This window comes from Tannerella sp., assembly GCF_030528505.1.
In the GTDB taxonomy this organism is placed as follows: domain Bacteria; phylum Bacteroidota; class Bacteroidia; order Bacteroidales; family Tannerellaceae; genus Tannerella.
On the sequence record NZ_JAUMYS010000001.1, the window covers coordinates 74047 to 98687 of the forward strand.

Here is a 24641-nt window from a genome sequence, read left to right on the forward strand (position 1 = left end):
ATGGGTGAAATTGGGGGGCGCTAAGGATGAGAGCGAGGGAGCATACTAATGTATGTGACCGAGCTCACATTCCGCAAGCAACGAAGCAGTACGCCCGTTATGACACACCGCATTTGCTGTTTTGTCCAACAGCCCACAGGCATAGCGTTCGGACCAATCAAACAGGGAGTGCTCCTATCTCCGGTGTAAGGCATCCGTAATGACCGGAGAAGTCTCGAAACCCATATCCGCGACCCAAAGAAGGAGCAGGTCGGTCTCTCTATACCGTGCCTGCAAGACTTCAATTTTCAGCGCATCTGTTATCCTTCGGTCTATTACTTTGTCAAAATCATATTTTTCCATGATTTCCTTTCTTTTCAAGTTGCCGCTCCGTCTTTTTTCTCGGTCAAGGCTTGCTGGATATCCTCAAACAGATCATCCACATCCTCCAGACCGATAGAAAGTCGGATGGTCGTATCGAGTATATCCATGCTTTGCCTCTGTTTGTCGGAAAACAAACCAAAGATGGTGCTCGCAGGATGGATGGCAAGCGTTTTATTGTCAAACAGGTTCGTGGCACGACGGATCAATTTCAGTCGGTTGATGAAGTTGAAACATACCTCTTGACTTTCAAGCTCGATGGTCATCATAGCGCCTGCCGTAGGCCCGAACTGCTGCTGTGCCAAGGCATGGTACGGATTGTCTTCCAGTCCGACATAATTGACGTGTCTGACTTCCGACAAGGTGCGAATTTTATGCGCCAGTAGAGCCGCGTTGGCGGACTGTATCCGGTAGCGTGCATCCAATGTTTCCAAACCGAGCGTATGCATATAGGCCACATGGGGAGTCATGTACGCGCCTATATTCAATAACATTTCGGTACGCATGCGTTTGCTGAATCCTGCGCATGTGCCATAATCGATGACTAATCCGCCAATGGACGTTGCGCCTCCCGACAAATATTTGGTGCTGGAAACAACTTCAATATCTACTCCAAGTTTGTGCGAACTGAATTCTGTAAAAGGGATAAGAGTGGTGTCTGCTATCAGGGGAATTCCTTTTTCGCGGGCTATTTGCGAAAGAGCGCGCAGGTCTGCCACCTCCATCTGCGGATTCGTAATAATCTCTAAAAAGATGCAACACGTATGCTCGTCTACCGCGTCTTTAACAGACTTGAGGTCGGTCAGATCACATAGTTTGGAATTTACTCCGAAGCGAGATAGCGTTTTGGTAATCAGTGAATAGGTGTTGCCGAATAAATGGCGTGAGGTGACAATGTTCTTTCCAGCTGCCGCGATGGCCAGTAGCGTATTGCTGATAGCCGCCATGCCGGAGGTGAAGGCGATGACTTCGGCGGCATCGGTAAGAGACTTTACTTTGTTTTCGAAAAACGTCACGGTAGGATTCATCACTCTGGAATAGTCCGGAGCGTCTGTTCGCCCGCAAAAAGCATCCGTCATCTCGGCTGCATTGTCGAATTCATAGGATGCCGTGTGATAGACCGGCATGCTGAGCGCATTATAGGTGTCCCGACGTTGAAATCGGGTATGGATTGCCTGAGTTTGCTTCTTCATTCTTTTGTTCTTGATATTGTAATGATAATCTTCTGTAAAATCTCGGCAAAAATAGAGCTAAAAAATGAAAGAAGGGGTTGGAAGTAGTCAAAGAATGAATATGGAGTAAGTTTTTTGGAATATTATTCTTTCAGGGAGTCTTATTCATCCCGACAGAAGAAGATTATTCTGAAAAGAAGTCGTTATATAGATTGTTTTCTTGTTTTTTCATAGGGTCTTGGTCAATGATTCGTTTTGTCTTCACTTTGAGGCCCTTGAATAAAAGATAAAACATGAAGTTAAAATTATGGCAGTGATAAATGTTCGCTGCCTTATTCGATAAACGCATAGACAATTCCGACAACTGAGAGCGAGAGGATTACGCCTCCCACAATCTGATTCAAGATACGGATGCCGCGGATATTGAACCAACGCCGGAGCTTGGAGACAATATAGGTGACGAAAAACCACCAGAGGATGGCTCCTGCGGCAATGCCGCCCAGTCCGCTCGGCACATCCCATACGCTGGCCGAAAAGACAAAAGCGAACCGTGCAAACAGTCCGATATAGAGAAGCACAATCAGCACATTGCTAAATGTCAGGAGAAAAGCGGAAACAAAATCCTGAACGAACGACATCTTTTGCTCCCGGTTTTTCTTCAACTGCTTCACCGGATTACTCTGGAAGATATAATATCCGAAAGCGCCCAGCATAATGCTTCCGAATATCCGGAGCGGCTGCTGATGAGCTTCCACGAAATTCACAACGAGTCCCATGAACAAACCGGTAATGGCCGCATAGATCACATCGGATAGTGCGGCGCCCAGGCCGCTGACAAACCCGTGCCATCGTCCTTTCGACAAGGTACGCTGAATACAAAGCATCCCGATAGGCCCCATCGGAGCCGAGACCAGAATACCGATAATCACACCTGTATAGAAAAGTTCAATCATTATTCTTTATCGCCGGTCATAGCACCTCTGTTGGGTTTGTGCCGGCATCCTGTTTGCTTCATTAGCCTAATCAATCGTTTGCAAAGGTACGCTTTTCTGTTTACTCTTCATACATAGCGGCGATCTGGGCGGCGTAGCGACGGGCGATTACGCTGCGACGCAGCTTGAGTGTATCCGTCAGTTCGCCGTTCTCCATCGAGAAGGGCTCGGCAAGCAGGGTAAAGCGTTTGATCTTCTCGAACGAGGCGAAATGCTTCTGACACTCTTCGATGTTCGAATGGAAGAGCCGGACGATTTCCTCTTTCCCGATCAGTTCGCGATGATCGCTGTAAGCGATTCCTTTTTTGCGGGCGTAGGCTTCGAGCGCCGGAAAAGCCGGTACGATAAGCGCGCTGACAAACTTATGCTCATCGGCGATGACGGCGCATTGTTCGATGTAGGTGTTGCCGCTCAGACTCATTTCGATGGCTTGCGGAGCGATGTATTTCCCGTTCGACGTTTTGAACAGGTCCTTGATGCGTTCGAGGAAATAGAGTGTATCGCCTTCGAGGCGGCCGGCATCACCCGTGCGGAAGAAGCCGTCGTCGGTAAAAGCCTTTTTCGTCTCCTCCGGTTTCTTGTAATATCCGGCTGTGACGGTCTTGCCGCGGACGAGGATTTCGTTCGTCGTCTCATCGATGCGTACATCGAGGTCGGGCATGATTTTGCCAATAGACCCGATGATGTATTCCTTCGTCGGATAGCAGCATACGGTGGCGCTTGTTTCGGAGAGGCCGTATCCGTAGATGATCGGAATGTTTATCGACAGAAGGAAAGAAGCGATGTTATCGGCCAGAGGAGCTCCGGCAACGGGAAAGAGGGCTCCGCGCTGAAGGCCGACGGCTTTTTTCACCATCGTGAAGAGCGTTTTATCGTAGAGGTGATATTTCAGCATAAGCCCTAACGGCGCTTTCCGGCCGATATTCCGATATTCGAATGTATAGCGCCGTCCCGTCTCGATCGCGTCGCGAAAGAGTCGCTGCATGGTTCGCGGCGACTGTTCGATTTTCTCCTGTACGCCGCTATACACTTTTTCCCAGAACCGCGGGACGTTGCACATCAGCGTGGGGCGTATTTCGGGCAGTGTTTTCTGAATCTCTTTCGGATACTGGTTGATCGCCATCCGTACTCCTTTGTAGAGGCAGAAGCAAGCCCAGCCTTTTTCGAAGATATGCACGAGCGGCAGAAAGCACATCGACAGGTCATGGTCGTTGACCATCGGCAGGCGGATGTCGTGGATGCGCATCATTTCGCGCAGGCTGGCATGTGTGAGGATGACGCCTTTCGGCTCGCCCGTTGTGCCGGAAGTATAGACAATCAGGGCGATATCTTCATTGAGGGCTTCGTTGCGGCGGATTTTCGCGCCGGTCTCGGCATGCGCATTGTCGCCGAGGCGGATAAATTCGTCGAAGTAGACCGATGTCCGGTCTTCCGGATAGCGTACCACATTCGGGTCGAAGATCACGAGTTTCTTCAGCGTATCGCCCATTTCCTGCTGTACCTTGAAGGCGTTGTTGTATTGCTGCTGCTCGCCCACGAAGAGGAGACGTATCTCGGCTTCGCGGATGATATAGGCAATCTGGTCGGGCGAGCTGGTCGGATACATCGGCACCTCTGCGGCGCGGATGCCGTAAGCGCCGAACGAGGCGAAGAAACATTCCGGCATATTCTGTGCATAGACGCCGATGTTCTCCTGTACACCAATCCCGTATTCGATCATGGCTTGTGAAGTCAGACGAACCTGATCGGCCAGCTCTGCCCATGAAATTTTGAGCCATTTTCCGCCCTTAGGCTCACGATGAAGTAATTCCGTCCGGTCTTTGTACTTCTCGGCCTGACGGAAAATCATTTCTGCAAAATGGTAATTCGCTGCTTTCATTGTTTTCTTGCTTTTCAAACGGACAAATCTACATAAAAAAACGGTCTTTTCATAAAAAACAGCATGATAACTTTCCGGCCAGAGGTTCGCTGAAGATGCAAGCAACGTATGCAGAGACGATGACAATCTTGCCTTGTTGTGGTTCAAGTTAACGGAAGTGTCCCGAAGGCTTAATGATCGTTATCGGAGCGCTTAACGGTAACGATCGCTTCCCTTACATGTTGAGACGAAAGCTTCAGGCGGAAGCTATGGAACACGGCACTACTGCCGGTTATTTCAAGAAGGAACCTCGATTTTTGACTTATTTTTGCTCGAAAATCAGATTGGTATAAATTTATTTATATATTTGCCCCGCATTTTAATCTTAATTATTTTAGTATGAAGAAAAAATTATCTATTGGTGTAATCATGGGAATTATACTGTTTGCATGCCAAAAAGCAGATGAATTGACAACGGAAATATCATTATGAAACGCTGGATTACATGGGAAGATATGATTGATGTGTATGTAAAGTTGCATCAACGGGGCATTCGCTTTCTTTTATCCAAACTGACGTTCAACAGCACGAAGAAATCCATTAGTGCTTTCGATGCTTCGTTGGGAGGAACTTCCAATTGGTGGGAAATACCATTAATCAAAGAACGCTGGAACCGAATGATAACCGGTGATTCACAAATTGATTTCAAATCCTATTTCATTAATAAATATCTTTCCGGTGCTCAATCACCATTGCGTGTGCTGTCTTTGGGGGCAGGATATTGTCAGCATGAGTTGATGTTAGCATCTTGTCCACTCTTCAGGGAGATCGTTTGCCTTGATATCAATCAGGGAAATTTGGATGAGGCAGCTCTTCAAGCGAAAGAAAAAGGACTGCATAATCTGAGCTTTTGCTGTAAGAGCATTGAGGAATATGATTTTGCTTCCGAGCGATTCGATATGGTTATGTTCAACAATTCTCTCCATCACTTTTGTGATGTCCGAACGTTATTGGGGGAAAAAATTAAGCAATGCCTGAAGCCGGAAGGAATGCTTTTGGTCAACGAATATGTTGGGGCGACGCGATTTCAATTTTCTCGTGTGCAAATACAAGCGATCAATCAGGCGATAGGGTTGATAGACAAACCGTATCGCCGTCGTTACAAGACGTCGTTGTATAAAAAGCGTTATTATGGTACAGGTTGGTTCCGAGTTTTTTTAGCAGATCCGTCGGAGGCGGTAGACTCGGCCAATATCATGCCTGCCGTACATGAATATTATCATACGATAGAAGAGAAACCATTTGGTGGCAACATCTTGGCTTTCGCGTTAAAAGACATTGCTTTTCATTTTGCCGATCCAGATAAGAGAAGACGTGAAATACTGGAATGCCTTTTCCAATTCGAAGACGATTATCTGAAAGAACATCCCAGTGATTTCGTGTTCGGTCTTTACCGATTGAACACACACGAAGCCTAAAAGTCCTCTTGTTTCGTTATCGTATTTTATTCTGATGGAGTCGTCTATTTGACGACAGCGATTTTCGTCACCACACTTTCGGCTCCCTGCGGGGTGGATGCCAGAACGAGGTAGATGCCGGTAGCTACACGCTGCCCTTTATGTGAGCGGCAGTTCCACATCACCTGCCCGCCGGCTGATTTTGTCTGATAAATCAGGCTGCCGTTCAGATCGGTAATTTTGACGTTCGAGTCGGCGATCAGGCCGGTAATCGTCACGCTACCATCGAAGTCCGGGCGAACAGGGTTCGGGAAAGCGTATACCTCGGAATAGTCGGGGCTGCCCTCCGTGGCATCGCCGAGGTAGGAGATGATGCCCTTGTCCGTGCCGATAAAAACTTCGCCTGTTTTATGATCGATGGCAATGCTCAGGATATGATTGGAAAGAAGCGGGGAGTTATCAGCCGTAAAATGTTGGATGGTTTCCGTTCCTGTAGGATTAACGAGGAAGATACCGGAGCTTCCGGTGCCGATCCATTTGCGATTTCCACCGTCTACGGCGATGGCATTGATTTCTTCGCTGTCCAGAAATATCCCATTCGATCCGTCGTCGTTGGGGCGTACAATCACACTTCCGAAAAACTTTTTTGAGTCTTTGATCGCTTCTTCGGGTGATGAACAGACCACCGGCCCATGGTCTGTGCCGACCCATACTTCTCCGTTCAGGTCTTCGGCCATACAATAAAACTTACTTACATTCAATGCTTCTCCCCGGGCATTGATTAATGTGGAGAAGAAGTTCGACTTATCGTCAGAAGGATCTGTTGGTGTACCATTATCGTCGAATACCAGAATCCCAGCGCCTCCACGTGGGATATTTACCCATTTGTGCCCTTTTGAGGTAATCATGATCCGACCGATAAAAGTAGCGTTGCTTATTCCGTTATAATATAAAGACTTCCATTTTCCATCAACTGTCCGTACAACAATGCCATTGGGAGTACTGCAGTTTGTCATCCATAAATTCTTATTTTTATCGAAACAAATCCCCCCCACACGCACGTAATGTTCTTGTTCCGTTTCAAGAGCTGGTCGTAAGGGTGTGTTTTTGTGATTATACAATTGTACAAACGTGTTGTCTTTCACTTCGACAACCCCTTCTCCGAAAGAAGAGACAAAGTAATGATTTGAATCATCCGGATCGACAGCAATGTCTAAGAAATCGCGAATGTCGTAACCGATTACTTTTGCTGCAGCTCTTTCATCGAAATTTGTCCATTTTCCGTTTTCATAAGACATCAGAGTCCCTGCTCTATATCCTCGTGCCGTAGGAGTATACGTCCCTCCGGCAACTAATAGTTTCCCTTTTTCAATGAACATAAGATCATTATAGTTTCGTTTAGGCCCCTCGATATTCAGTCCCGAAACAAATGTTTCGAAGGTATTCGCATTCTTACGCCGGATGCCGATCAGCCCTTTCGTGCCGGATGCTACCCAGTATGTATTTGTGTTTTTGAGCGCGGATACATCTTTAACAGTCCCGGGCGAGACGATGTCGGGAGGGCTTTCGAGCGACGTGTAGATATAAATATCTTCACCCGTATGAGCCAGCAGGCGGTCGCCCTGAATCGTCATTCCTTCAATGTAAATTTGTTTCCGAAAGGGTATGAACTGCCCGCTGTCGTCCCGGTAGTAGAGGCCTGCGCCGAGAATACAGAGGCAAAGTTTGTTCTGAAAGATACCGATCCGAACGATTTTCTTGCTGTCAAAGTCCGCGCCATGAGTCGGAAGCTGCTTCCAGTTATTGAAATCCATCAGATTGTCTTTTGTGGAAGCCGTGTAAAGGCCTCGTTCGGTAGAGGCGTAAATCATCTCTCCGTGCAGGCAGGAGGAATATACTTTCATACCCAGTTTATACGTCTCGGAGACCTCTTTTTTTTTCATATCAATCACCACGATACCGAAATGGGTCGATAGATACGCCTTTTCTCCGACGAAGTTAATTTCGTTCGGCGTCTTATCCTGAATGTTGCCCGCATTCTTGAGATAAGGCAGGTTATACATCCCGTCGCGGCTCATCAGGTCGATGTTGCCGTTTGAATAAACGATCATCAGCGTGTGAACGACCGTGTTATAACGGATCAGTTTGACGTCGGAATCGCTCAATCCGTTCAACTTCGTGTACATCTTCACGTTGTTGTCGTTCTTGCCGTAGCTGTAGATCGTACCGTCGGCCATGGCGTATACGTCGTTTTCCGCTTCGGCTACGGCTGTCGTGTTGTAACTTGCCAGATGCGTGCGCCATCTCTCATTCTGTTGTGAGCGGATGGAGGTGCTGATAACCAGCAAGCAAATAATCAAATATCGGATGTTCATTGCTGTTGATTGTTTTGTATTCGTTAAAAGGGTTGAGTTCGCTCTTTCTTGCTTGCAGTAACGGTTTGCCGTTTTACATCCCGCTCAAGAAACCGGTCAGTTTACGAATGGCGCGCGCACGGTGACTGATACCGTTCTTCACGTTCTCATCGAGTTCGGCAAACGTTTGCTTGTATCCGTCGGGTACAAAGACGGGGTCGTATCCGAATCCGTTCGATCCGCGCATGGCCTGCGTGATGCGTCCGTAAATCATTCCTTCGAACAGGTACTCACTGCCGTCCATAATTAATGCGATCACAGTCCGAAACCGCGCGTTGCGATTGGCTTTCCCCGTAAGGTTGCCGAGCAACTTGCGAATGTTGGCCGTGCTGTCGCACTCCGGCCCGGCATAGCGTGCCGAATAGACACCCGGCTCACCGCGCAACGCATCGACTTCGAGCCCGGTATCGTCGGCGAAGCAATCGTATCCGAACTTTATTTTCACGTAGCGCGCCTTCTGCATTGCATTGCCTTCGAGCGAAGAAGACGTTTCGGGCAGTTCGTCGGAGCATTTTATATCGGAGAGGCTCAGAATCTCCATGTCGGGAGGCATGATGGCGCGTACCTCCCGAAGTTTATGTTCGTTATTTGTAGCAAATACCAATGTTTTCACTGCGTTTCTTTTTTCTTTTTAAAACATTTGATGTTCGGCAAAGGTTCAATGTCAGAAGAACGCAATTCAAGCCGTAAAATTGTATGGCTATGCTTTTATCGGATCAAAACCTTCACCGTATACGCCACGTACGACACTCTGTGAAATGAATGCCTGAGTATCGACCGATTTGATCAGACGGAAGATGGTTACGCTTTCGCGTCGCTTGGCAATCAGCACAATCACTTTCATCGGTTTATGCGAATAGCCGCCCTCGCCGTTGAGGATGGTACATCCGCGTCCGAGGTCTTTGATGATGCGCTCCACGATTTCGTCATATTTGCGCGAAAAGATGAGGAACTGCACCGATTGTGTATTGGCGTTGAGGATGCGGTCGAGCATGTACGAATTGATTCCCATCTCCACGAACCCGAGTACAATCTTATCGACATTCTGGAAAATAAAATACGAACAACTCACAATCACAAGGTCTAACAAGACCATCCCCGCACCGATGGATACGTGCTTGTATTTGTTGATGATAGCAGCAATAATATCAGTGCCTCCCGTACTGCCGCCGGCCGAGAATACGAGCCCCATGCCAGTACCGCAGATCAAAGCGCCGATGATGATTGACATAAATACTTCGCCGCTCTCCATGATGGGTTTACCATCCAACAACTGTTCGAAGAACCAGAACCAGAATGACAGAGCGACGACACCGAAAATCGTTTTCAGCAGGAATTTAAGTCCTAATACTTTGAATGCGATCGCGAGCAGCAGAAGGTTGATCACGAAGTAAGAGGTGGAGACCGGTATCCCCGTTGCAAAGAAGATCAGAGCGCCGATACCGCTCAGTCCTCCAGTAACTACTTGATTAGAGAGAATGAAACCATTGAATCCGAATCCGTACATGGCTGTGCCGAGACAGATCAGGAGATAGTCCTTCAAAGGATAATAAACTTTTCGAATCGAATCTTTCATAGTACGATATTTACAATTTTATGAGGTACAACAATGATCTTTTTGGGTGTTTTCCCTTCGATCCATCGTGCCGAATTCTCATGCGTTAAAGCGGTCTTCTCCACTTCTTCGCGCGACAGATCGGCCGGCAGTTCGAGGCTGAACCTCGTCTTGCCGTTGAACGAAATCGCGTATGTCACCGAGCTTTCGATCAGGTACTGTTCGTCGTGCAACGGCCATTGAGCATCGCAGATGGTCGTTGTGTAGCCGAGCACATGCCAAAGCTCTTCGGCGATATGCGGAGCAAACGGTGCGAGGACGATCAACAGCGGTTCGAGGATGGCGCGCTTGTGACATTTCAGGCTTGTCAACTCATTCAAGCAAATCATAAACGCGCTGACGGAGGTGTTGTATGAAAAATATTCGATGTCATACGTTACCTTTTTGATCAGTTTGTGGAGCGCTTTCAGTTCGTCGGTCGTCGGTTCGTCGGTGGTGACACCCCATTCGCCGGCTTGGCAGTAGAAGAGACCCCACAATCTTTTCAGAAAGCGGTGAACCCCGTCGATGCCGTTCGTGTCCCACGGTTTCGACTGTTCGAGAGGGCCAAGAAACATTTCGTAGAGACGCAGCGTATCAGCGCCGAACTTCTCGACGATGACGTCGGGGTTGACGACGTTAAACATCGATTTCGACATCTTTTCAATCGCCCATCCGCAGATGTACCGGCCATCTTCAAGCACAAACTCGGCGTCTTTATATTCGGGATTCCAGTTTCGGAAAGCCTCAATATCGAGTTGATCGTTTTCGACGATGTTCACGTCTACGTGGATCGGCGTCACTTCGTAATCGTCTTTCAAATGAAACGAGACGAATCGATTCGTCCCGACAATGCGATAGACAAAATTGGACCGTCCTTGTATCATACCTTGATTGATCAACTTTTTATACGGTTCCTCTTCGCACGAAACGCCGAGGTCGTACAGGAATTTATTCCAGAAGCGACTGTAAATAAGGTGCCCCGTGGCATGCTCCGTCCCTCCGATGTACAAGTCGACATTGCGCCAGTATTCGCCCGCTTGCCGTGAGACGAGGGCTTTGTCGTTGTGCGGATCCATATAACGGAGATAGTAGGCCGATGAGCCTGCGAACCCGGGCATGGTACACAGTTCGAGTGGGAATACGGTGCGGTGATCAATTTTTGAGTTTTCTACGACTTGCCGTTGCTCGGAGTCCCAAGCCCATGTCGTTGCGCGTCCGAGCGGAGGTTCGCCGGTCTCGGTCGGCAGAAATTTATCGACATCGGGCAGTCTGAGAGGTAAACACTCTTCGGGTATCGGTTGCGGCATCCTCTCCGCATCGTAATAGATCGGGAATGGCTCACCCCAATAACGCTGGCGACTGAAAATCGCGTCGCGCAGGCGGTAGTTGGTTTTGACGTAACCCATTTTTTTGTCTTCGATATACCGCTTGGTCTTTGCGATGGCATCGGGCACATTCAGTCCGTTGAGGACTAAACCGTCGGGCAACTCTTTACCCGCCATCGGGGAGTTCATCATTTGGCCTTCTTTGGCATCGAAGCTCTCTTCGGAAACATCGCACCCTTCGATCAACGGGATAATCGGGAGGCCGAACTGTTTGGCAAAGGCATAGTCGCGGCCGTCGTGCGCCGGAACGGCCATGATGGCTCCGGTGCCATATCCGGCCAGCACATAATCACTGATCCAGACCGGGATGGGTTCCTTCGTCATCGGATGGATGGCGTATGAACCGGAAAAGACGCCTGTCATGCGTCGGTCGGAGATCCGCTCGCGTTCGGTGCGTCGTTTGACGGATTCGAGGTAAGCTTCTACTTCCGCTTTCTGTTCGTCGGTCGTAAGTACAGATACATATTCGCTTTCGGGAGCAAGGACCATGAAGGTGACTCCAAAAACCGTATCGGCACGTGTCGTAAAAATCTCTATCTTTTTGTCGCTCTCGGCAACAGGGAAATACATTTGAGCTCCTTCGCTTCGTCCGATCCAGTTGCGTTGCGTCTCTTTCAGCGATTCGGTCCAGTCGATCCGTTCCAATCCGTCGAGTAGCCGTTGCGCATAGGCCGATACCCGCAGGCACCATTGACGCATCACTTTCTGTTCCACCGGATAGCCGCCGCGTATCGAAAGCCCTTCGCTCACCTCGTCATTGGCCAGCACCGTGCCGAGCTTCGGACACCAGTTGACCATCGTATCTCCGAGGTAAGCCAGACGATAATTCATCAACGTCTCCTGTCGTTCTTTCTCGCTCATCGCCTTCCAATCGGTAGCCGTGAACGTCAGCAGTTCCGTACAAGCCACATCCTGCCCTTCCGTACCGCTCGTTTCGAACGCTTTCACAAGCTCTTCGATGGGGCGTGCCTGCTGGGCGCGGTTGCAGTAGTAACTGCCGAACATCCGCAGGAAAGCCCACTGCGTCCAATGGTAATAACCCGGTTCGCACGTGCGGACTTCACGATTCCAGTCGAACGAAAAACCTATTTTATCTAATTGTTCTCGATAACGGGTGATGTTGTTTTCCGTCGTTATTTCGGGGTGTTGACCGGTTTGAATGGCATATTGTTCGGCCGGCAATCCGTACGCATCATACCCCATCGGGTGAAGCACGTTAAACCCTTGCAGACGTTTGTAACGTGCAAAAATATCTGAAGCGATATATCCGAGTGGATGTCCTACATGCAATCCTGCTCCCGAAGGATAAGGAAACATGTCCAATACATAATATTTTTGCTTGCTGTCATCTTCCTTCACTTCGTAAGTCTTCTCTGTAGACCAACGCTCTTGCCATTTCTTCTCGATTTCCCTGAATGTATAATCCATACTTTCACTGTTTGATTCGGTTGACTGTCCGTCGTATCGCTATTATACGGCGCATGACCGACCATTAAACGTTTTTTATATAATTCTTAATTGTGCCGCAAAATTAAAGGATTTTCTTTAAATCTCGCACAGCGGCTTATAAAAACAGGGTGAATGTATTAGGAGAAGTAAGGATATGATACGCGAAGCGCTTGAATTGTGTCCGTAATAAGCGGTTGTTATGCCGTTCATCTGTTTGATGTCAGGTTTTTTTGTATGTGTCGGGTAAGGGGGGGCGTGTTCCGGTCGTCATGAATTGCCCGACTGTGCATTTGCCTGAAAGAAAATCGAAAATAAATGACGGCGCGAGCTGGTGATTCGATATTTTTGTTTACTTTTGAAGTGTTTAAAAAATAAGACCATGGTTACGATCACAAAAATTACAAAACTGAGCGAAGGCTGGATGCCGCTATTCGTCGGGATAACAAGAAAACTCTTGGGCGTAGGGAGTTTGTGTTTTTTTCTGCTTGCTGCGGCACATGCGCAAGAACATGAAACGAAATTGAATCTAAGAGCTCCGGTCTTGCCGGAGATGGAAAGAAAAAGCGAGATAAAGATGAAACTTGATCAGGACGGTGCTCGCTGGGAGTCTTCTTATTATGATTTGCTTAGTACGATGAATATAGCCGATTATCTGAATGTCAGATCATATCCGGTAGATCAGAAAGTTCGGTTTCTTTTGTATAACAAGAGGGAGCTCTCGCCGGGGGTGAGTGACGTATATAAGGCCGGGGGCGCTGTTCAAGCCCACATCAACGAGTCGTTCCTTCTTCAGAGCGGTTTTTACGCGATGCGATATACTCATAATTTCGGTCATCGCCCGTATTATGACGGCGTGAGTTACCTTATGGCATCGTATCAGGTAAGTTCATGGCTTACCGTCGGAGCTTACGGCCGATATTCGATGGGAGCGGACTATAATGCGCGGCACGGCTCCATGTTGCCTTCGCCTTTCGTGCCTCATACCGGTTACGGAATCTCTGCTACGACGATGTTCAACGAGATATTCGGGCTTTATGGCACCGTCGGGCGGGAGTTTGATCCGTTCGAGGGCAAATGGAAAACCGTTTACGACGTATCTCCGGTGATCAACCTCTATAAGCTCTTTAAGTAGCCGGCGAAGTGTCGAGCAGTCGCAACGCCTCGTTCTCGTATCGCTCCATCACGGCGCGGGCGCCCGGGGCTTTGTCGTCGATCCCGCACAGATGCAGCACGCCATGGATGATCACCCGGTACAATTCGCTGTCGTACGCCACGGCGAACTTTTCGGCATTGGTACGCACCGTGTCGAGGCTGATAAAGAGATCGCCCGATATGATATTGCCTTCGGAATAATCGAACGTAATGATATCCGTATAATAATCGTGCTCTAAATACGTACGATTTACGTCGAGAATCTTCTCGTCCGAACAGAAAATATAGGCGATATCCCCGACTGTTCTGCCGTGAAGAGCCGCTACCTGCTTAATCCAAGCGCTTGTCTTCCGCTTGGGGAATACGGGCATTTTTACATCGTCTGTATGATAAGTGATCATGCTGAAAAGAATAAATACGTCATGGCTATCGCGGTGAGCGCCCCTGCCAGATCGGCCAGCAGCGCGCACGAAATCGTATGTCGCGTGTTGCGGATGGCCACGCTGCCGTAGTACACGGCCGCCACATAGAAGACCGTATCCGTCGAGCCTTGCGCCACGCAGGCCAGCCGCCCCACGAACGAGTCGGCACCGTACGTTCCCATCGCATCCAACATCATGCCTCGCGCTCCACTGCCGCTCAACGGTTTCATGAGCATGGTCGGCACGCCTCCCACGAACGTGGCATCCAATCCCACGGACGTTACGCACCAACGGAGTCCTTCGACGAGGTAATCCATTGCTCCCGAAGCTCGGAAAACCCCGATGGCCACTAAAATCGCGACTAAATAAGGAATGATTTTTACGGCGGTGAGGAAGCCTTCCTTTGCCCCTTCGATAAAAGCGTCGTAAACATTCAGTTTTTTCCGTACTCCGCAAACGATGAATCCGCAGATGATGGAAAAAAGGAGCGCGTTGGCGAACAACGTCGAGTATAGCGATACTTTCTCTTGAGGAAGCGAGCGGAAGAACCATACCAGGCTGCCGATAAAGGCGAACGCGCCCAGAAAGAAAAACAACAAGTTGCGTTGGAAGAGATTGATTTTTTGAACCATGCCGACGGCGATAATGGCCACAAGCGTAGAGACGAACGTGGTAAGCAGGATCGGCAGAAAGATATCCGACGGATTAGCCGCGCCGTACTGGGCGCGATACATCATGATCGTAATCGGGATGACTGTCAGTCCCGATGCGTTGATGTTCAGGAACATGATCATGGCATCGCTGGCTGTGTCTTTCTTTGGGTTCAGCTCCTGCAATTGCTGCATGGCACGCAGTCCGATCGGTGTGGCGGCGTTGTCGAGCCCCAGCATATTCGCCGAGATATTCATAAAGATAGAGCCCGCGGCCGGGTGGTCTTTGGGGATCTCCGGAAACAGTTTTCCGAAGACGGGAGACGCGAATCGGGCAAAGGCGTGTATCAGACCCGCTTTCTCGCCGATCTTCATCAATCCGAGCCAGAGAGAGAGAATACCCGTCAGTCCGATGGACACGTCGAATCCCATTCGTGCCGAATCGAAAGTTGAAGAGATGATCTGCGTAAAAACATCGGTGTCCTGAAGAAAAATCAGTTTACACAAAGCGACCAGGAAAGCCACTAAGATAAAGCCGATCCAAATGTAGTTCAATGCCATTTTTTCTTTCTTTAGGGCAACAAAATTAGTAAAACTTCATGGCATTCAACGGATGTTGTGTATTTTTGTCCGACAGTAAACCGTTTTTTAAATGATCATGAAGAAGATATTGATTACGTACGACATGTTCCGTGAGGGATTTGCGGAGCTGGAAAGCAGGTATGACGTGACCTTCCCGCCGAAAGGCAAGGATTTTACGTACGATGAGGTAATGGAGATGATTCCGGAGTACGATGTGCTCTGCTCCATGTTGGATTTTCCCGTTAATAAGGAGTTGATCGATCGGGCGACCAAACTGAAACTGGTGGCTAATTATGCCGTGGGGTATAATAATATCGATGTCGCGTATGCGTTGGAGAAAGGGATCACGGTGACGAATACGCCGGCGCCTACGACCGAGCCGACGGCAAACCTCGCGCTCGTACTCTTGCTCGATACGGCTCGCCGTATCTCCGAATGCGACCGTAAAGTACGCCGGTTCGGCGACCAAATGAAACGAGGCACGCTCGAAAACTTAGGGATGCCGGTGACGGACATGACCCTCGGCATCATCGGGATGGGACGTATCGGGAAAGCCTTGTGCAAGCGTGCCAGAGCCTGCGGTATGGAGGTGATCTATCACAACCGTCGTCGGCTCGACCTCCATGAAGAAACGACGGCCGAGGCAACATACGTTACGATGGACGAACTACTTACCCAGTCGGATTTTGTCTCCCTAAATGCTCCGTACACCCCCGAAACGCACCATATCATCGGCGAGGCGGAATTGAAGAAGATGAAGCCTACGGCGATTCTGATCAATACGGCACGCGGGGCGATGGTGGACGAAAAGGCGCTGATTAAAGCATTGAAGAATAAAGAAATCTACGGAGCCGGGTTGGACGTGTTCGAGTTCAACGACCGTCCGTCTCCCGAACTGCTGACCATGGATAATGTCGTGCTTACGCCGCATATCGGTACGCAGACCACGTATTCGCGCATCAAAATGGCGCGGGCCGTCAGCGATAACGTCATCGGATTCTTTGAAGACGACCGACCCGTCAGCCGTGTATTGCGTCCATGACGGCCGAATTTATCCTTGCGGAATTACAGTCTGTCGGCACACCGGACAAGGCGGAGCATCTGCAACGGTTCTTTAAGACAGGCCCCGGTCAGTACGGCGAAGGCGACGTATTTATCGGGGTCGTCGTGCCGCATATCCGCAGCATTGCCAAGGCGAATCTCCAGACCCCCATACCGGAGTTGCGCAAGCTGCTGCGAAGCGAATATCATGAGGCGCGTCTTTGCGCCCTGCTGATCCTGACGGAACGATTCAAAAAAGCTTCCGAAAAGGAACGCTCGGAAATTTACGCGTTCTACCTGAAACATGCTGATCGGGCGAACAACTGGGATTTGGTGGACCTGACTTGCCCCACCATCGTCGGATTGTATCTGCTCGATAAAGAGCGGGATATCTTGTATCGGATGGCGGAAAGCGCGTGTCTGTGGGAGCAACGCATCGCGATCGTCTCGACGATCTCGTTTATCCGAAACGGTGAATTTGCCGATACGTTCGCGTTGGCCGAAAAGCTTCTGGCTCATCCGCACGATTTGATACACAAAGCCGTCGGGTGGATGCTGCGCGAAGTCGGCAAGCGTGACCGGGAGGCGTTGACGAGCTTCCTCGAACGGCATGCGCTCCGGATGCCGCGTACCGCCTTGCGCTATGCCATAGAACATTACCCCGAACCACAACGGCAATATTTCCTTAAACGCAAACTAGCTTCAGGAAATTAGTGGCTTAGCGGGTAGTGGGCAGGATGTGAACAAAATTTGCTCCCTGTTTGTTTCTAAAGAGATTTTTTAAAATAGAAACGATAATGAAAAAGATGATGATGTTTTTAGCGTTTGCCACAACCGTATGGGGTGCGCAGGCGCAGATCAAGATCGGCGGAAAAAGTATCAATATCCACAAAGCCGAAAAAGCGACGAAAGAAGTAGTGAAAGCAGTCACTTTGAGCGACGCTGAAGTGATGGAGCTGTGTAGAAAATCGGTGGAATGGATGGATGAAAACAACCCGATCGCCGACGAATCGACCGAATACGGTGCACGGCTGGCACGGCTGACGGAAAACCTGACAGAGGTAAACGGAATCCCGCTCAATTTCAAAGTGTATCACGTGATAGATATCAATGCCTTCGCCTGTGCCGACGGGAGCATTCGCGTGTTCAGCTCGCTGATGGATATTATGGACGACGACGAGCTGATGGCGATTATCGGCCATGAGATCGGACACGTGGCAGGTACGGATGTGAAAGATGCCATCCGAAACGCTTACCTGACCTCGGCAGCCATCAACGCCGCCGGTGCAGCAAGCAATACGGTGTCCAGACTCTCGAACACAGAACTGGGCGAAATCACGAAATCGTTCATGGGCGCACAGTTCTCGCAAAAACAAGAGTATGCGGCAGACGAGTACGGTTTTAAAACATGCATCGAAAACGGCTTCAGCCCCTACGGCATGGCTAACGCTCTGAATAAACTCGTCGAACTGTCGCAGGGAGCTAAGGCATCGACCGTACAACAGATGTTCTCTTCGCACCCCGACAGCGAAAAACGTGCGAAACGTATGAAAGAAAAAGCCGATAAGTACGTGGCACAAAATCCGTAACTCATCGACGTCTTGATGAAATGGGATTATACAGAAGGGGCGGGCCGGACAGGCTTGCCCTTTTTTATTTGACGGGAGATTACTGTAGAATGTAGGCAGGTTTGAATGTTTAAACGAAAAACATTCGAACAACTAAACGTCTGAAAGGCTGACTTGTGTTTCTCGTGTATCGTTTGTGTCCCTTGTGATTATAAAATAACGAGTTACAACGGACGAATCACGAATGCCGAAATCCGACTGCCGACCGCTAAAAAGAAAGGGTGCTCTTTTGCAAGAACACCCTCTTTTTATACTGCTTCAGGCAGACGGACGGATTAGTCCAGTTGCGGTCCCGAAGGAATCAATGCCTTGGCGGCATCGTTGTCGCAGTACTGCTCGAAGTTCTTGATGTACATCGCGGCCAGTTTCTTGGCTTTGGCTTCCCACTCGGCGGCGTCGGCATAGGTCGTGCGCGGGTCGAGGATGTCGGATACCTTTTCCAGTTTGGCCGGAATGGTGAGGTTCATAATCGGAATGTGTTTCTTTTCCGCTTTCTCGATCGAACCGTCGATGATGGCGTCGATGATGGCGCGGGTATCCTTCAACGAGATGCGTTTTCCGGTTCCGTTCCATCCCGTGTTCACCAGGTATGCTTTGGCGTTGTGCTTGTTCATCTTTTCCACCAGACGTTTGGCGTACATCGTGGGGTGAAGCGTGAGGAAAGCTTCGCCGAAGGCGGGCGAGAAGGAAGGTTGCGGCTCGGTGATGCCGCGCTCGGTTCCGGCCAGCTTCGAGGTGAATCCGCAGAGGAAGTGATACTGTGCCTGATTGTCGTCGAGGATCGATACCGGAGGCAATACGCCGAAGGCGTCGGCCGAGAGGTAGATGATCTTGTCGGCATGTCCGGCACGCGAAGGCAACACGATCTTGTTGATGTGGTAGATGGGGTAGGACACACGGGTATTTTCGGTAGTCGAGCCGTCGGCGTAGTCGATGTTGCCCTGGTCGTCGACCGTTACGTTTTCGAGCAGTGCGTCGCGACGGATAGCGCGCCAGATGTCCGGTTCATTTTCTTCGCTCAGGTTGATCACCTTCGCGTAGCAACCGCCTTCGTAGTTGAACACGCCGTGGTCGTCCCAGCCGTGCTCGTCGTCGCCGATGAGGTAGCGTTTCGGGTCGGCCGAGAGGGTGGTTTTACCCGTTCCGGAGAGTCCGAAGAATACGGCTACGTCGCCCTCCTTGCCCACGTTTGCCGAGCAGTGCATCGAAGCGATGCCGCGCAGCGGCAGGTAGTAGTTCATCAGCGAGAAGATACCTTTCTTCATTTCGCCGCCGTACCAGGTACCGCCGATCACCTGCATCTTTTCGGTCAGGTCGAAGAGGGTGAAGTTTTCGGAGTTTAATCCATGCTCCTGCCATTTGTCGTTGGTGGTTTTCGAGCCGTTCAAGCAAACGAAATCGGGTTCGCCGTAGTGCGCCAGCTCGTAGTGCGAAGGACGGATGAACATGTTGGTTACGAAGTGAGCCTGCCAGGCTACTTCCATCACAAAACGCACTTTCATGCGGGTGTCTTCGTTCGTTCCGCAGAAGGTATCCACTACGTAGAGTTTTTTCGCTTTCGAGAGCTGTTCAACCACGCGGCTTCTGCAGTAATTGAACGCTTCCTTCGTACACGGACGGTTGATGGTGCCGTCCCACCAGAGGGTATCTTTGGTAACGTCGTCTTTTACAAAATATTTGTCTTTAGGCGAACGGCCGGTGAATTTACCGGTGTAAACAGCGGTGGCGCCGCTTTTGGTGAGTTTTGCCTTTTCGAATCCTTCGTTGGACGGATTCATCTCATCCTGATACAATACTTCGTACGACGGATTGTGTACAATTTCGAAATTGCCCTTGATGCCGTACTTGCTTAAATCTAAATTTGCCATGTTGCGTTTAAGAATTAATTGATTAAATATTATATAATGTTCTTTGTCTCTTTGTTCTGCGTTTTATTTTGTCTCTTTGCTTTGTTCTTTGTCAGGAATGATAACCTTTTCCTTATTCAGGTTACAAAAATACGATATTTTTCGGAATAGACGATTCAATTAAAGAAATTTTTCTCTATTTCTGATTTGTTTTTGAAGTCGCAGATTGATTTTGCCGTATTCGTCTGGCAGATAGCCGCTCTTTCGGAGGTTGGCCTTATGTTATTTTCTTCGTTCGCCTACGATCAGGAAGGTTTCGTCTTTGACCGCGTCGGGGAGGAAGATGCCGCGCAACTGAAGGCTGCGTACCCAGCCGGCGACCTCCTCTTCACGCAATGTGTAGAGGACTTCGCGAAACTCTTCGATAGCGTTATCGGAGTATGCGTCCGACGGTGTACCGCGATAGGCATCCAGCTCTTCATCGTCATAATACTCGACAGCCCGGCTGACAGCCGCCAGCAGGCTGTCCCGTTCACACAGCTCATGCTGCCCGCAACATCCTGAGGAAGCAGCGGCATCGGCCGACGGCTCATCGTCGTCAAGGCTCTCAATCTCGCCGCGCTCATACCTGCGACGTCGCATATATTTTTCCCATCGTCCCAGTCCTGCGGCAACCAATCCCAGCACGACGATACTTAACAGAATATACCACATAATCACCATTTCATTTATTTTATCTATCCGGTTAAGAGGTTATTTGAAATCCCGCGGTCTGAAGATCGTCCCAAAAGCGGGGATAGCTTTTCGACACGACTTCGGGGTTCGCGATCCGAATCCCTTCTTCGCGGCACAACGCGACCGGAGCAAAGGCCATCGCCATCCGATGGTCGTCGTAAGTGGCGATGACCGGTTCCGGCTCGGCTTGGCACCGGCTGCCATCCCATTCAAGGATCTTCCCGTCATGTTCTGTGAGCACGACACCGAGTTTGCCCAGTTCCGTCTGTAACGCTCTCAACCGGTCGGTCTCTTTGATCCTCAAACTCTGCAATCCGCTCAACCGAAAAGGAATGCGGAGCATGGCACAAGTCACGGCAAGCGTTTGAGCCATATCGGGGATACGTACGCAATCATAATCGAAGCGGCTCGGCAGGGAAACGGCTCGTCGAGTAAGCCTGACACGCCCTTCGGAGGTAAAGTCAGTCTGTACGCCGAACGACCGGAAGAGCGACGCGATGGCCGAATCGCCCTGCAAACTGTCGGGAAGCAACCCTATCAGCTCGATCTCGACCGGCGTCTGCGACAGGGCCGCTATTTCGTACCAGTAGGAGGCCGCGCTCCAATCGGCTTCGACCGTAAACGGTATGGGACGAACCGTCTGCGGACGGACGGTAAACGTCTGCCCTTCTTCTTCGACGGCGACACCGAACTGTCGCATGAGCGCGATCGTCAAGCGGAGATACGGTTCGGAGATCAGGGTGCCCGTCAGGTGCAGACGTATTCCGCGCGTCGTGGCGGGAGCTATCATCAGCAGGGCGGAGACGTATTGAGAGCTGACACCTCCGTCGAGGGTTACTTCTCCTCCGTTTAAGTCTCTGCCGGTAATCCTCAGCGGCGGATAGCCCTCTTTTTCCAGATAATCGATCTTCGCGCCGAGCATACGCAGGGCATCGACCAGCACGCGGATAGGTCGGTTACGCATTCGATCCGTTCCGGTGAGGGTCCGCCGGCCGGGTCGGGAAGCGAAGTAGGCCGTGAGGAAGCGCATGGCAGTGCCGGCGGCTCGAAGATCTACGGTTTCGCAGTCGGTACGTAGCGCATCGAGCATCACAGCCGTATCGTCACTGTCGGAGAGATTGTACAGCGGCTGCGGAGCGGGAGATAAAGCATTGAGTATCGCCACGCGATTGCTGATGCTTTTGGAAGCCGGCAAAGAGATAGCCGCACAGATGTTATTGTTGGGAGCTTTGACTGTTACATCCATAATCGACCGCAAAATTACACAATTCTTCGTAACGATATCGAGGGCTAAGCAGGTGTTGGGGCAATAGCTGGTTTAATTTGTGTTAAATCGGCACTTTTGGGCATCTAAAGAATGTGAATTTCGAGAATTTATCTTAGTTTTGCAGTCCGTATTCAGGACGCATGGGAAAGACGTGACGAAGCTATTGGAAGACATATAAACAAATATAAATTAAACAACACGCATCATGAACAAAAAGATTTTTCTGCCATTCCTTGCAATGGCCGTAATTTTTGCACTGGCTTCCTGTTCGGGGAAGTTAAAGCCGTTATCAACCGATTATATCAAAGCTGATCCGCAGCCGCTCGAAGCAGTGGGCGGTCAGGTACCTGTTACCATCAACATTGCCTATCCGGCGAAGTGGTTCAACAAAAACGCCGTGGTGACGATTACGCCGGTATTGCGTTACGCCACGGGCGAGACATGGGGTACGGCCTATACGTATCAGGGAGAAAAGGTGAGAGCCAACAACCAGACCATCGCATACGGCACAGGAGGGAATGTGACGATGAAATCGTCGTTCAAATACAAACCGGAGATGAAAAAGTCGGCGCTGTACCTGACGTTCGATGCCAAGATTAAAAATAAAGTCGTGCGTCTGCCGGACATTAAGATTGCCGACGGTGTCGTGGCCACTTCGGCACTTGCCAATGCTGCTACAGCCAACCCGGCCGTCGGAGCAGACAAATTTCAACGCATCATCAAAGAAGCGTACGATGCGAACATCCTGTTCCTCATCCAGCAAGCCGAGCTTCGCTCGAACGAGCTGAAGAAAAACGAGTTGAGCGACTGGAAAAACCGGATCAAGAGTGCCAACGACGCTCCGAACCAGAATGTATCGGTCGAAGTTTCCGCTTACGCTTCGCCCGACGGTGGTTTGAAACTGAACGAGACACTGGCCGAAAAACGTGAAGCCAACACAACCCGCTACGTGAAAGGCGAACTGAAAAAACAGCGTATCGATATTCCCGTTGATGCGAACTATACGGCTCAGGACTGGGAAGGATTCAAAGAACTGGTATCGAAATCGAATTTGCAGGACAAGGATTTGGTGCTCCGTGTACTGTCGATGTACAAAGACCCGGAAGAACGCGAACGCGAAATCAAGAACATTTCGTCGGTATTCAAATCGTTGGCCGACGAGATTCTGCCGCAACTCCGTCGCTCGCGTCTGACGGCGAATATCGAAATCATCGGCAAATCGGACGAAGAAATCAGCCGTCTGGCTCAGACCGATCCGAAAGCGCTCAATGTGGAAGAGCTTCTGTATGCCGCTACATTGACGAATAATGATACGGACAAGGAAGCGATCTATACGAAAGCCAGCCAGCAGTTCCCGGACGATTATCGTACATGGAACAACATCGGGATGCAACGCTTCTACGCGGGCGACCTGAAGAAGGCAGAAGAGATGTTCAACAAATCGAACAGCGTGAAACCGAACAGCGAAGCGAACATCAACCTCGGTCTCATCGCCCTCACGAGAGGAGATAAGGAAAAAGCTCAGCAACTGATCGGTGGCGCTTCGGACGTAGCCGAATTAGGCGAAGCACTGGGTATCCTTTATCTTGAACAAGGCGACTACGCGAAGGCTGTCAGCTCGTTCGGCGCGGCAAAGACGAACAACGCCGCTTTGGCTCAGATCATGACGAAGGACTACAGCAAGGCGTCGCAGACACTCAACGCAGTGACGCGCCCGGATGCCGTAACGGATTATTTGAAGGCCGTCGTAGCCGCGCGCACAAACGACGCGGACGGCGTGGTTAATCATCTGAAAGCCGCGATCGGTAAAAAACAGTCGCTGGCTAAGGAGGCAGCCAACGATCTCGAATTCGCGAAATACGCGACGAACTCGGCCTTTATCAACGTAATTCGATAATCGTTTTGTTTTTATACCCAAAGGGCGGCGAAATCTTGAAAAAGGATTTTACCGCCCTTTATTATTCCAAATCGTATGAAAAAGTACTTTTTATGGATCTGTGCACTCTGCATGATCACGGCCTGCAACCAAAAAACGGGCCAGGCAGGGCAGAAGAACGCCGCCGAGCAGGATTCGACGAGCTTGTCTGACGAAGGGATACGTTCTTTATACGCCGACTGGAAAGTCATCGACCGAAAAGATTACACCATCCGCTATCCGAAAGACTGGATGCAGAAGACCGATGTGGAAGGAACGGAGTTTTTCATCTATTCTCCGCAAACAGACGCCGACGATCAGTTTCGCGAAAACATCTCGCTCGTCACCGAAAGCCTGAAAGGTACGGGATACGACCTCGACCAGTATGTCAAGGCCGCCCTGAAGATGCTTCGTGAAAACATTATTGAGAGCAAGCGCATCCAACGCGCCGGACGCGACTGTCAAATGGTTGTCTACACCCAAGATTTTCCGGGTAAGTTCACGACCAAAAACGAATTATACATCTGGGTAAAAAACGGGAAAGCATACATGCTTGCGTTCAGCTACGTAATCGAGAACGACAACCCTGCGCAATCGGCCGGCAGGGAAATTCTCCGTACTTTCGTGCTCAAATAGCCGCGGGCTACCCGATACCATCATGGGCGAACTGCAACTTCATGCAATTCGCCCATTTTTACACTCCGAGAGCATCAGCCCT

Annotated in this window: 20 protein-coding genes; 7 read left to right on the forward strand and 13 right to left on the reverse strand. The window is 49.9% G+C overall.

What is annotated here, in order from left to right; genetic code table 11:
* Nucleotides 1–174: 174 nt before the first annotated feature.
* The 4 genes from Q4A89_RS00305 to Q4A89_RS00320 form a co-directional block, all read right to left on the reverse strand.
* Nucleotides 175–342, reverse strand: coding sequence for a hypothetical protein (locus Q4A89_RS00305; RefSeq protein WP_303182811.1), 168 nt, complete (start codon nt 340–342; stop codon nt 175–177).
* A gap of 14 nt (nt 343–356) precedes the next feature.
* Nucleotides 357–1553, reverse strand: a complete 1197-nt coding sequence (locus Q4A89_RS00310; protein WP_303182813.1) for a PLP-dependent aspartate aminotransferase family protein — start codon at nt 1551–1553, stop codon at nt 357–359.
* 311 nt (nt 1554–1864) lie between these two features.
* The gene (locus Q4A89_RS00315) at nt 1865–2485 is read right to left on the reverse strand and encodes a LysE family translocator (RefSeq protein WP_303182815.1); all 621 of its coding nucleotides are present in this window, start codon (nt 2483–2485) and stop codon (nt 1865–1867) included.
* A 100-nt stretch (nt 2486–2585) separates the two neighbouring features.
* The gene (locus Q4A89_RS00320; RefSeq protein ID WP_303182816.1) at nt 2586–4403 is read right to left on the reverse strand and encodes a long-chain fatty acid--CoA ligase; all 1818 of its coding nucleotides are present in this window, start codon (nt 4401–4403) and stop codon (nt 2586–2588) included.
* A 467-nt stretch (nt 4404–4870) separates the two neighbouring features.
* Between Q4A89_RS00320 and Q4A89_RS00325 the strand changes: the two genes are divergently transcribed.
* Entirely contained in the window at nt 4871–5860 is a 990-nt protein-coding gene (locus Q4A89_RS00325) for a class I SAM-dependent methyltransferase (protein WP_303182817.1), read from the forward strand.
* A 44-nt stretch (nt 5861–5904) separates the two neighbouring features.
* Here Q4A89_RS00325 and Q4A89_RS00330 read toward each other — a convergent pair whose 3' ends face one another.
* From Q4A89_RS00330 to leuS, 4 genes are all read right to left on the reverse strand, one after another.
* On the reverse strand, nt 5905–8214 hold the full coding sequence (locus tag Q4A89_RS00330) for a hypothetical protein (protein WP_303182819.1): 2310 nt from the start codon (nt 8212–8214) through the stop codon (nt 5905–5907).
* A gap of 73 nt (nt 8215–8287) precedes the next feature.
* The gene (locus Q4A89_RS00335; RefSeq protein ID WP_303182820.1) at nt 8288–8866 is read right to left on the reverse strand and encodes a non-canonical purine NTP diphosphatase; all 579 of its coding nucleotides are present in this window, start codon (nt 8864–8866) and stop codon (nt 8288–8290) included.
* 87 nt (nt 8867–8953) lie between these two features.
* A complete protein-coding gene (locus tag Q4A89_RS00340) occupies nt 8954–9829 on the reverse strand; it encodes a YitT family protein (RefSeq protein ID WP_303182822.1) in 876 nt (291 codons plus the stop codon).
* Nucleotides 9826–12663, reverse strand: coding sequence for a leucine--tRNA ligase (leuS, locus tag Q4A89_RS00345; protein WP_303182824.1), 2838 nt, complete (start codon nt 12661–12663; stop codon nt 9826–9828). The genes Q4A89_RS00340 and leuS overlap by 4 nt, the downstream gene beginning before the upstream one ends.
* A 400-nt stretch (nt 12664–13063) precedes the next feature.
* Here leuS and Q4A89_RS00350 point away from each other — a divergent pair, with 400 nt between their 5' ends.
* Nucleotides 13064–13816: a hypothetical protein gene (locus Q4A89_RS00350; RefSeq protein WP_303182825.1), complete on the forward strand. Its 753-nt coding sequence runs from the start codon at nt 13064–13066 to the stop codon at nt 13814–13816.
* Here the strand turns inward: Q4A89_RS00350 and ybeY are convergent.
* Both ybeY and Q4A89_RS00360 read right to left on the reverse strand, forming a co-directional pair.
* Entirely contained in the window at nt 13809–14237 is a 429-nt protein-coding gene (gene ybeY / locus Q4A89_RS00355; RefSeq protein ID WP_303182827.1) for an rRNA maturation RNase YbeY, read from the reverse strand. The two genes, Q4A89_RS00350 and ybeY, sit on opposite strands and share 8 nt — an antisense overlap.
* Nucleotides 14234–15469 carry a nucleoside recognition domain-containing protein gene (locus Q4A89_RS00360; protein WP_303182829.1) on the reverse strand — a complete coding sequence of 412 codons (1236 nt, stop codon included), beginning with the start codon at nt 15467–15469 and terminating at the stop codon, nt 14234–14236. Before Q4A89_RS00360 ends, ybeY begins: the two co-directional genes overlap by 4 nt.
* A 97-nt stretch (nt 15470–15566) precedes the next feature.
* Between Q4A89_RS00360 and Q4A89_RS00365 the strand changes: the two genes are divergently transcribed.
* The 3 genes from Q4A89_RS00365 (at nt 15567) to Q4A89_RS00375 (ending at nt 18120) form a co-directional block, all read left to right on the forward strand.
* Nucleotides 15567–16532, forward strand: coding sequence for a 2-hydroxyacid dehydrogenase family protein (locus Q4A89_RS00365; protein ID WP_303182831.1), 966 nt, complete (start codon nt 15567–15569; stop codon nt 16530–16532).
* Complete coding sequence (locus Q4A89_RS00370; RefSeq protein WP_303182833.1) at nt 16529–17245, forward strand: DNA alkylation repair protein; 717 nt, start codon at nt 16529–16531, stop codon at nt 17243–17245. Before Q4A89_RS00365 ends, Q4A89_RS00370 begins: the two co-directional genes overlap by 4 nt.
* Nucleotides 17246–17328: 83 nt before the next feature.
* Nucleotides 17329–18120: a M48 family metallopeptidase gene (locus tag Q4A89_RS00375; protein ID WP_303182835.1), complete on the forward strand. Its 792-nt coding sequence runs from the start codon at nt 17329–17331 to the stop codon at nt 18118–18120.
* A gap of 314 nt (nt 18121–18434) precedes the next feature.
* Here Q4A89_RS00375 and pckA read toward each other — a convergent pair whose 3' ends face one another.
* The 3 genes from pckA to aroA form a co-directional block, all read right to left on the reverse strand.
* Nucleotides 18435–20027 carry a phosphoenolpyruvate carboxykinase (ATP) gene (gene pckA / locus Q4A89_RS00380; protein WP_303182837.1) on the reverse strand — a complete coding sequence of 531 codons (1593 nt, stop codon included), beginning with the start codon at nt 20025–20027 and terminating at the stop codon, nt 18435–18437.
* A 261-nt stretch (nt 20028–20288) separates the two neighbouring features.
* Nucleotides 20289–20720 carry a phospholipase gene (locus Q4A89_RS00385; RefSeq protein WP_303182839.1) on the reverse strand — a complete coding sequence of 144 codons (432 nt, stop codon included), beginning with the start codon at nt 20718–20720 and terminating at the stop codon, nt 20289–20291.
* A gap of 31 nt (nt 20721–20751) precedes the next feature.
* Nucleotides 20752–21987: a 3-phosphoshikimate 1-carboxyvinyltransferase gene (gene aroA / locus Q4A89_RS00390; RefSeq protein ID WP_303182841.1), complete on the reverse strand. Its 1236-nt coding sequence runs from the start codon at nt 21985–21987 to the stop codon at nt 20752–20754.
* A 226-nt stretch (nt 21988–22213) separates the two neighbouring features.
* On the opposite strand from aroA, the gene Q4A89_RS00395 reads away from it, so the two are divergent.
* Nucleotides 22214–23905, forward strand: a complete 1692-nt coding sequence (locus Q4A89_RS00395) for a hypothetical protein (RefSeq protein ID WP_303182842.1) — start codon at nt 22214–22216, stop codon at nt 23903–23905.
* 75 nt (nt 23906–23980) lie between these two features.
* A complete protein-coding gene (locus Q4A89_RS00400) occupies nt 23981–24559 on the forward strand; it encodes a hypothetical protein (RefSeq protein WP_303182844.1) in 579 nt (192 codons plus the stop codon).
* Nucleotides 24560–24641: the final 82 nt, after the last annotated feature.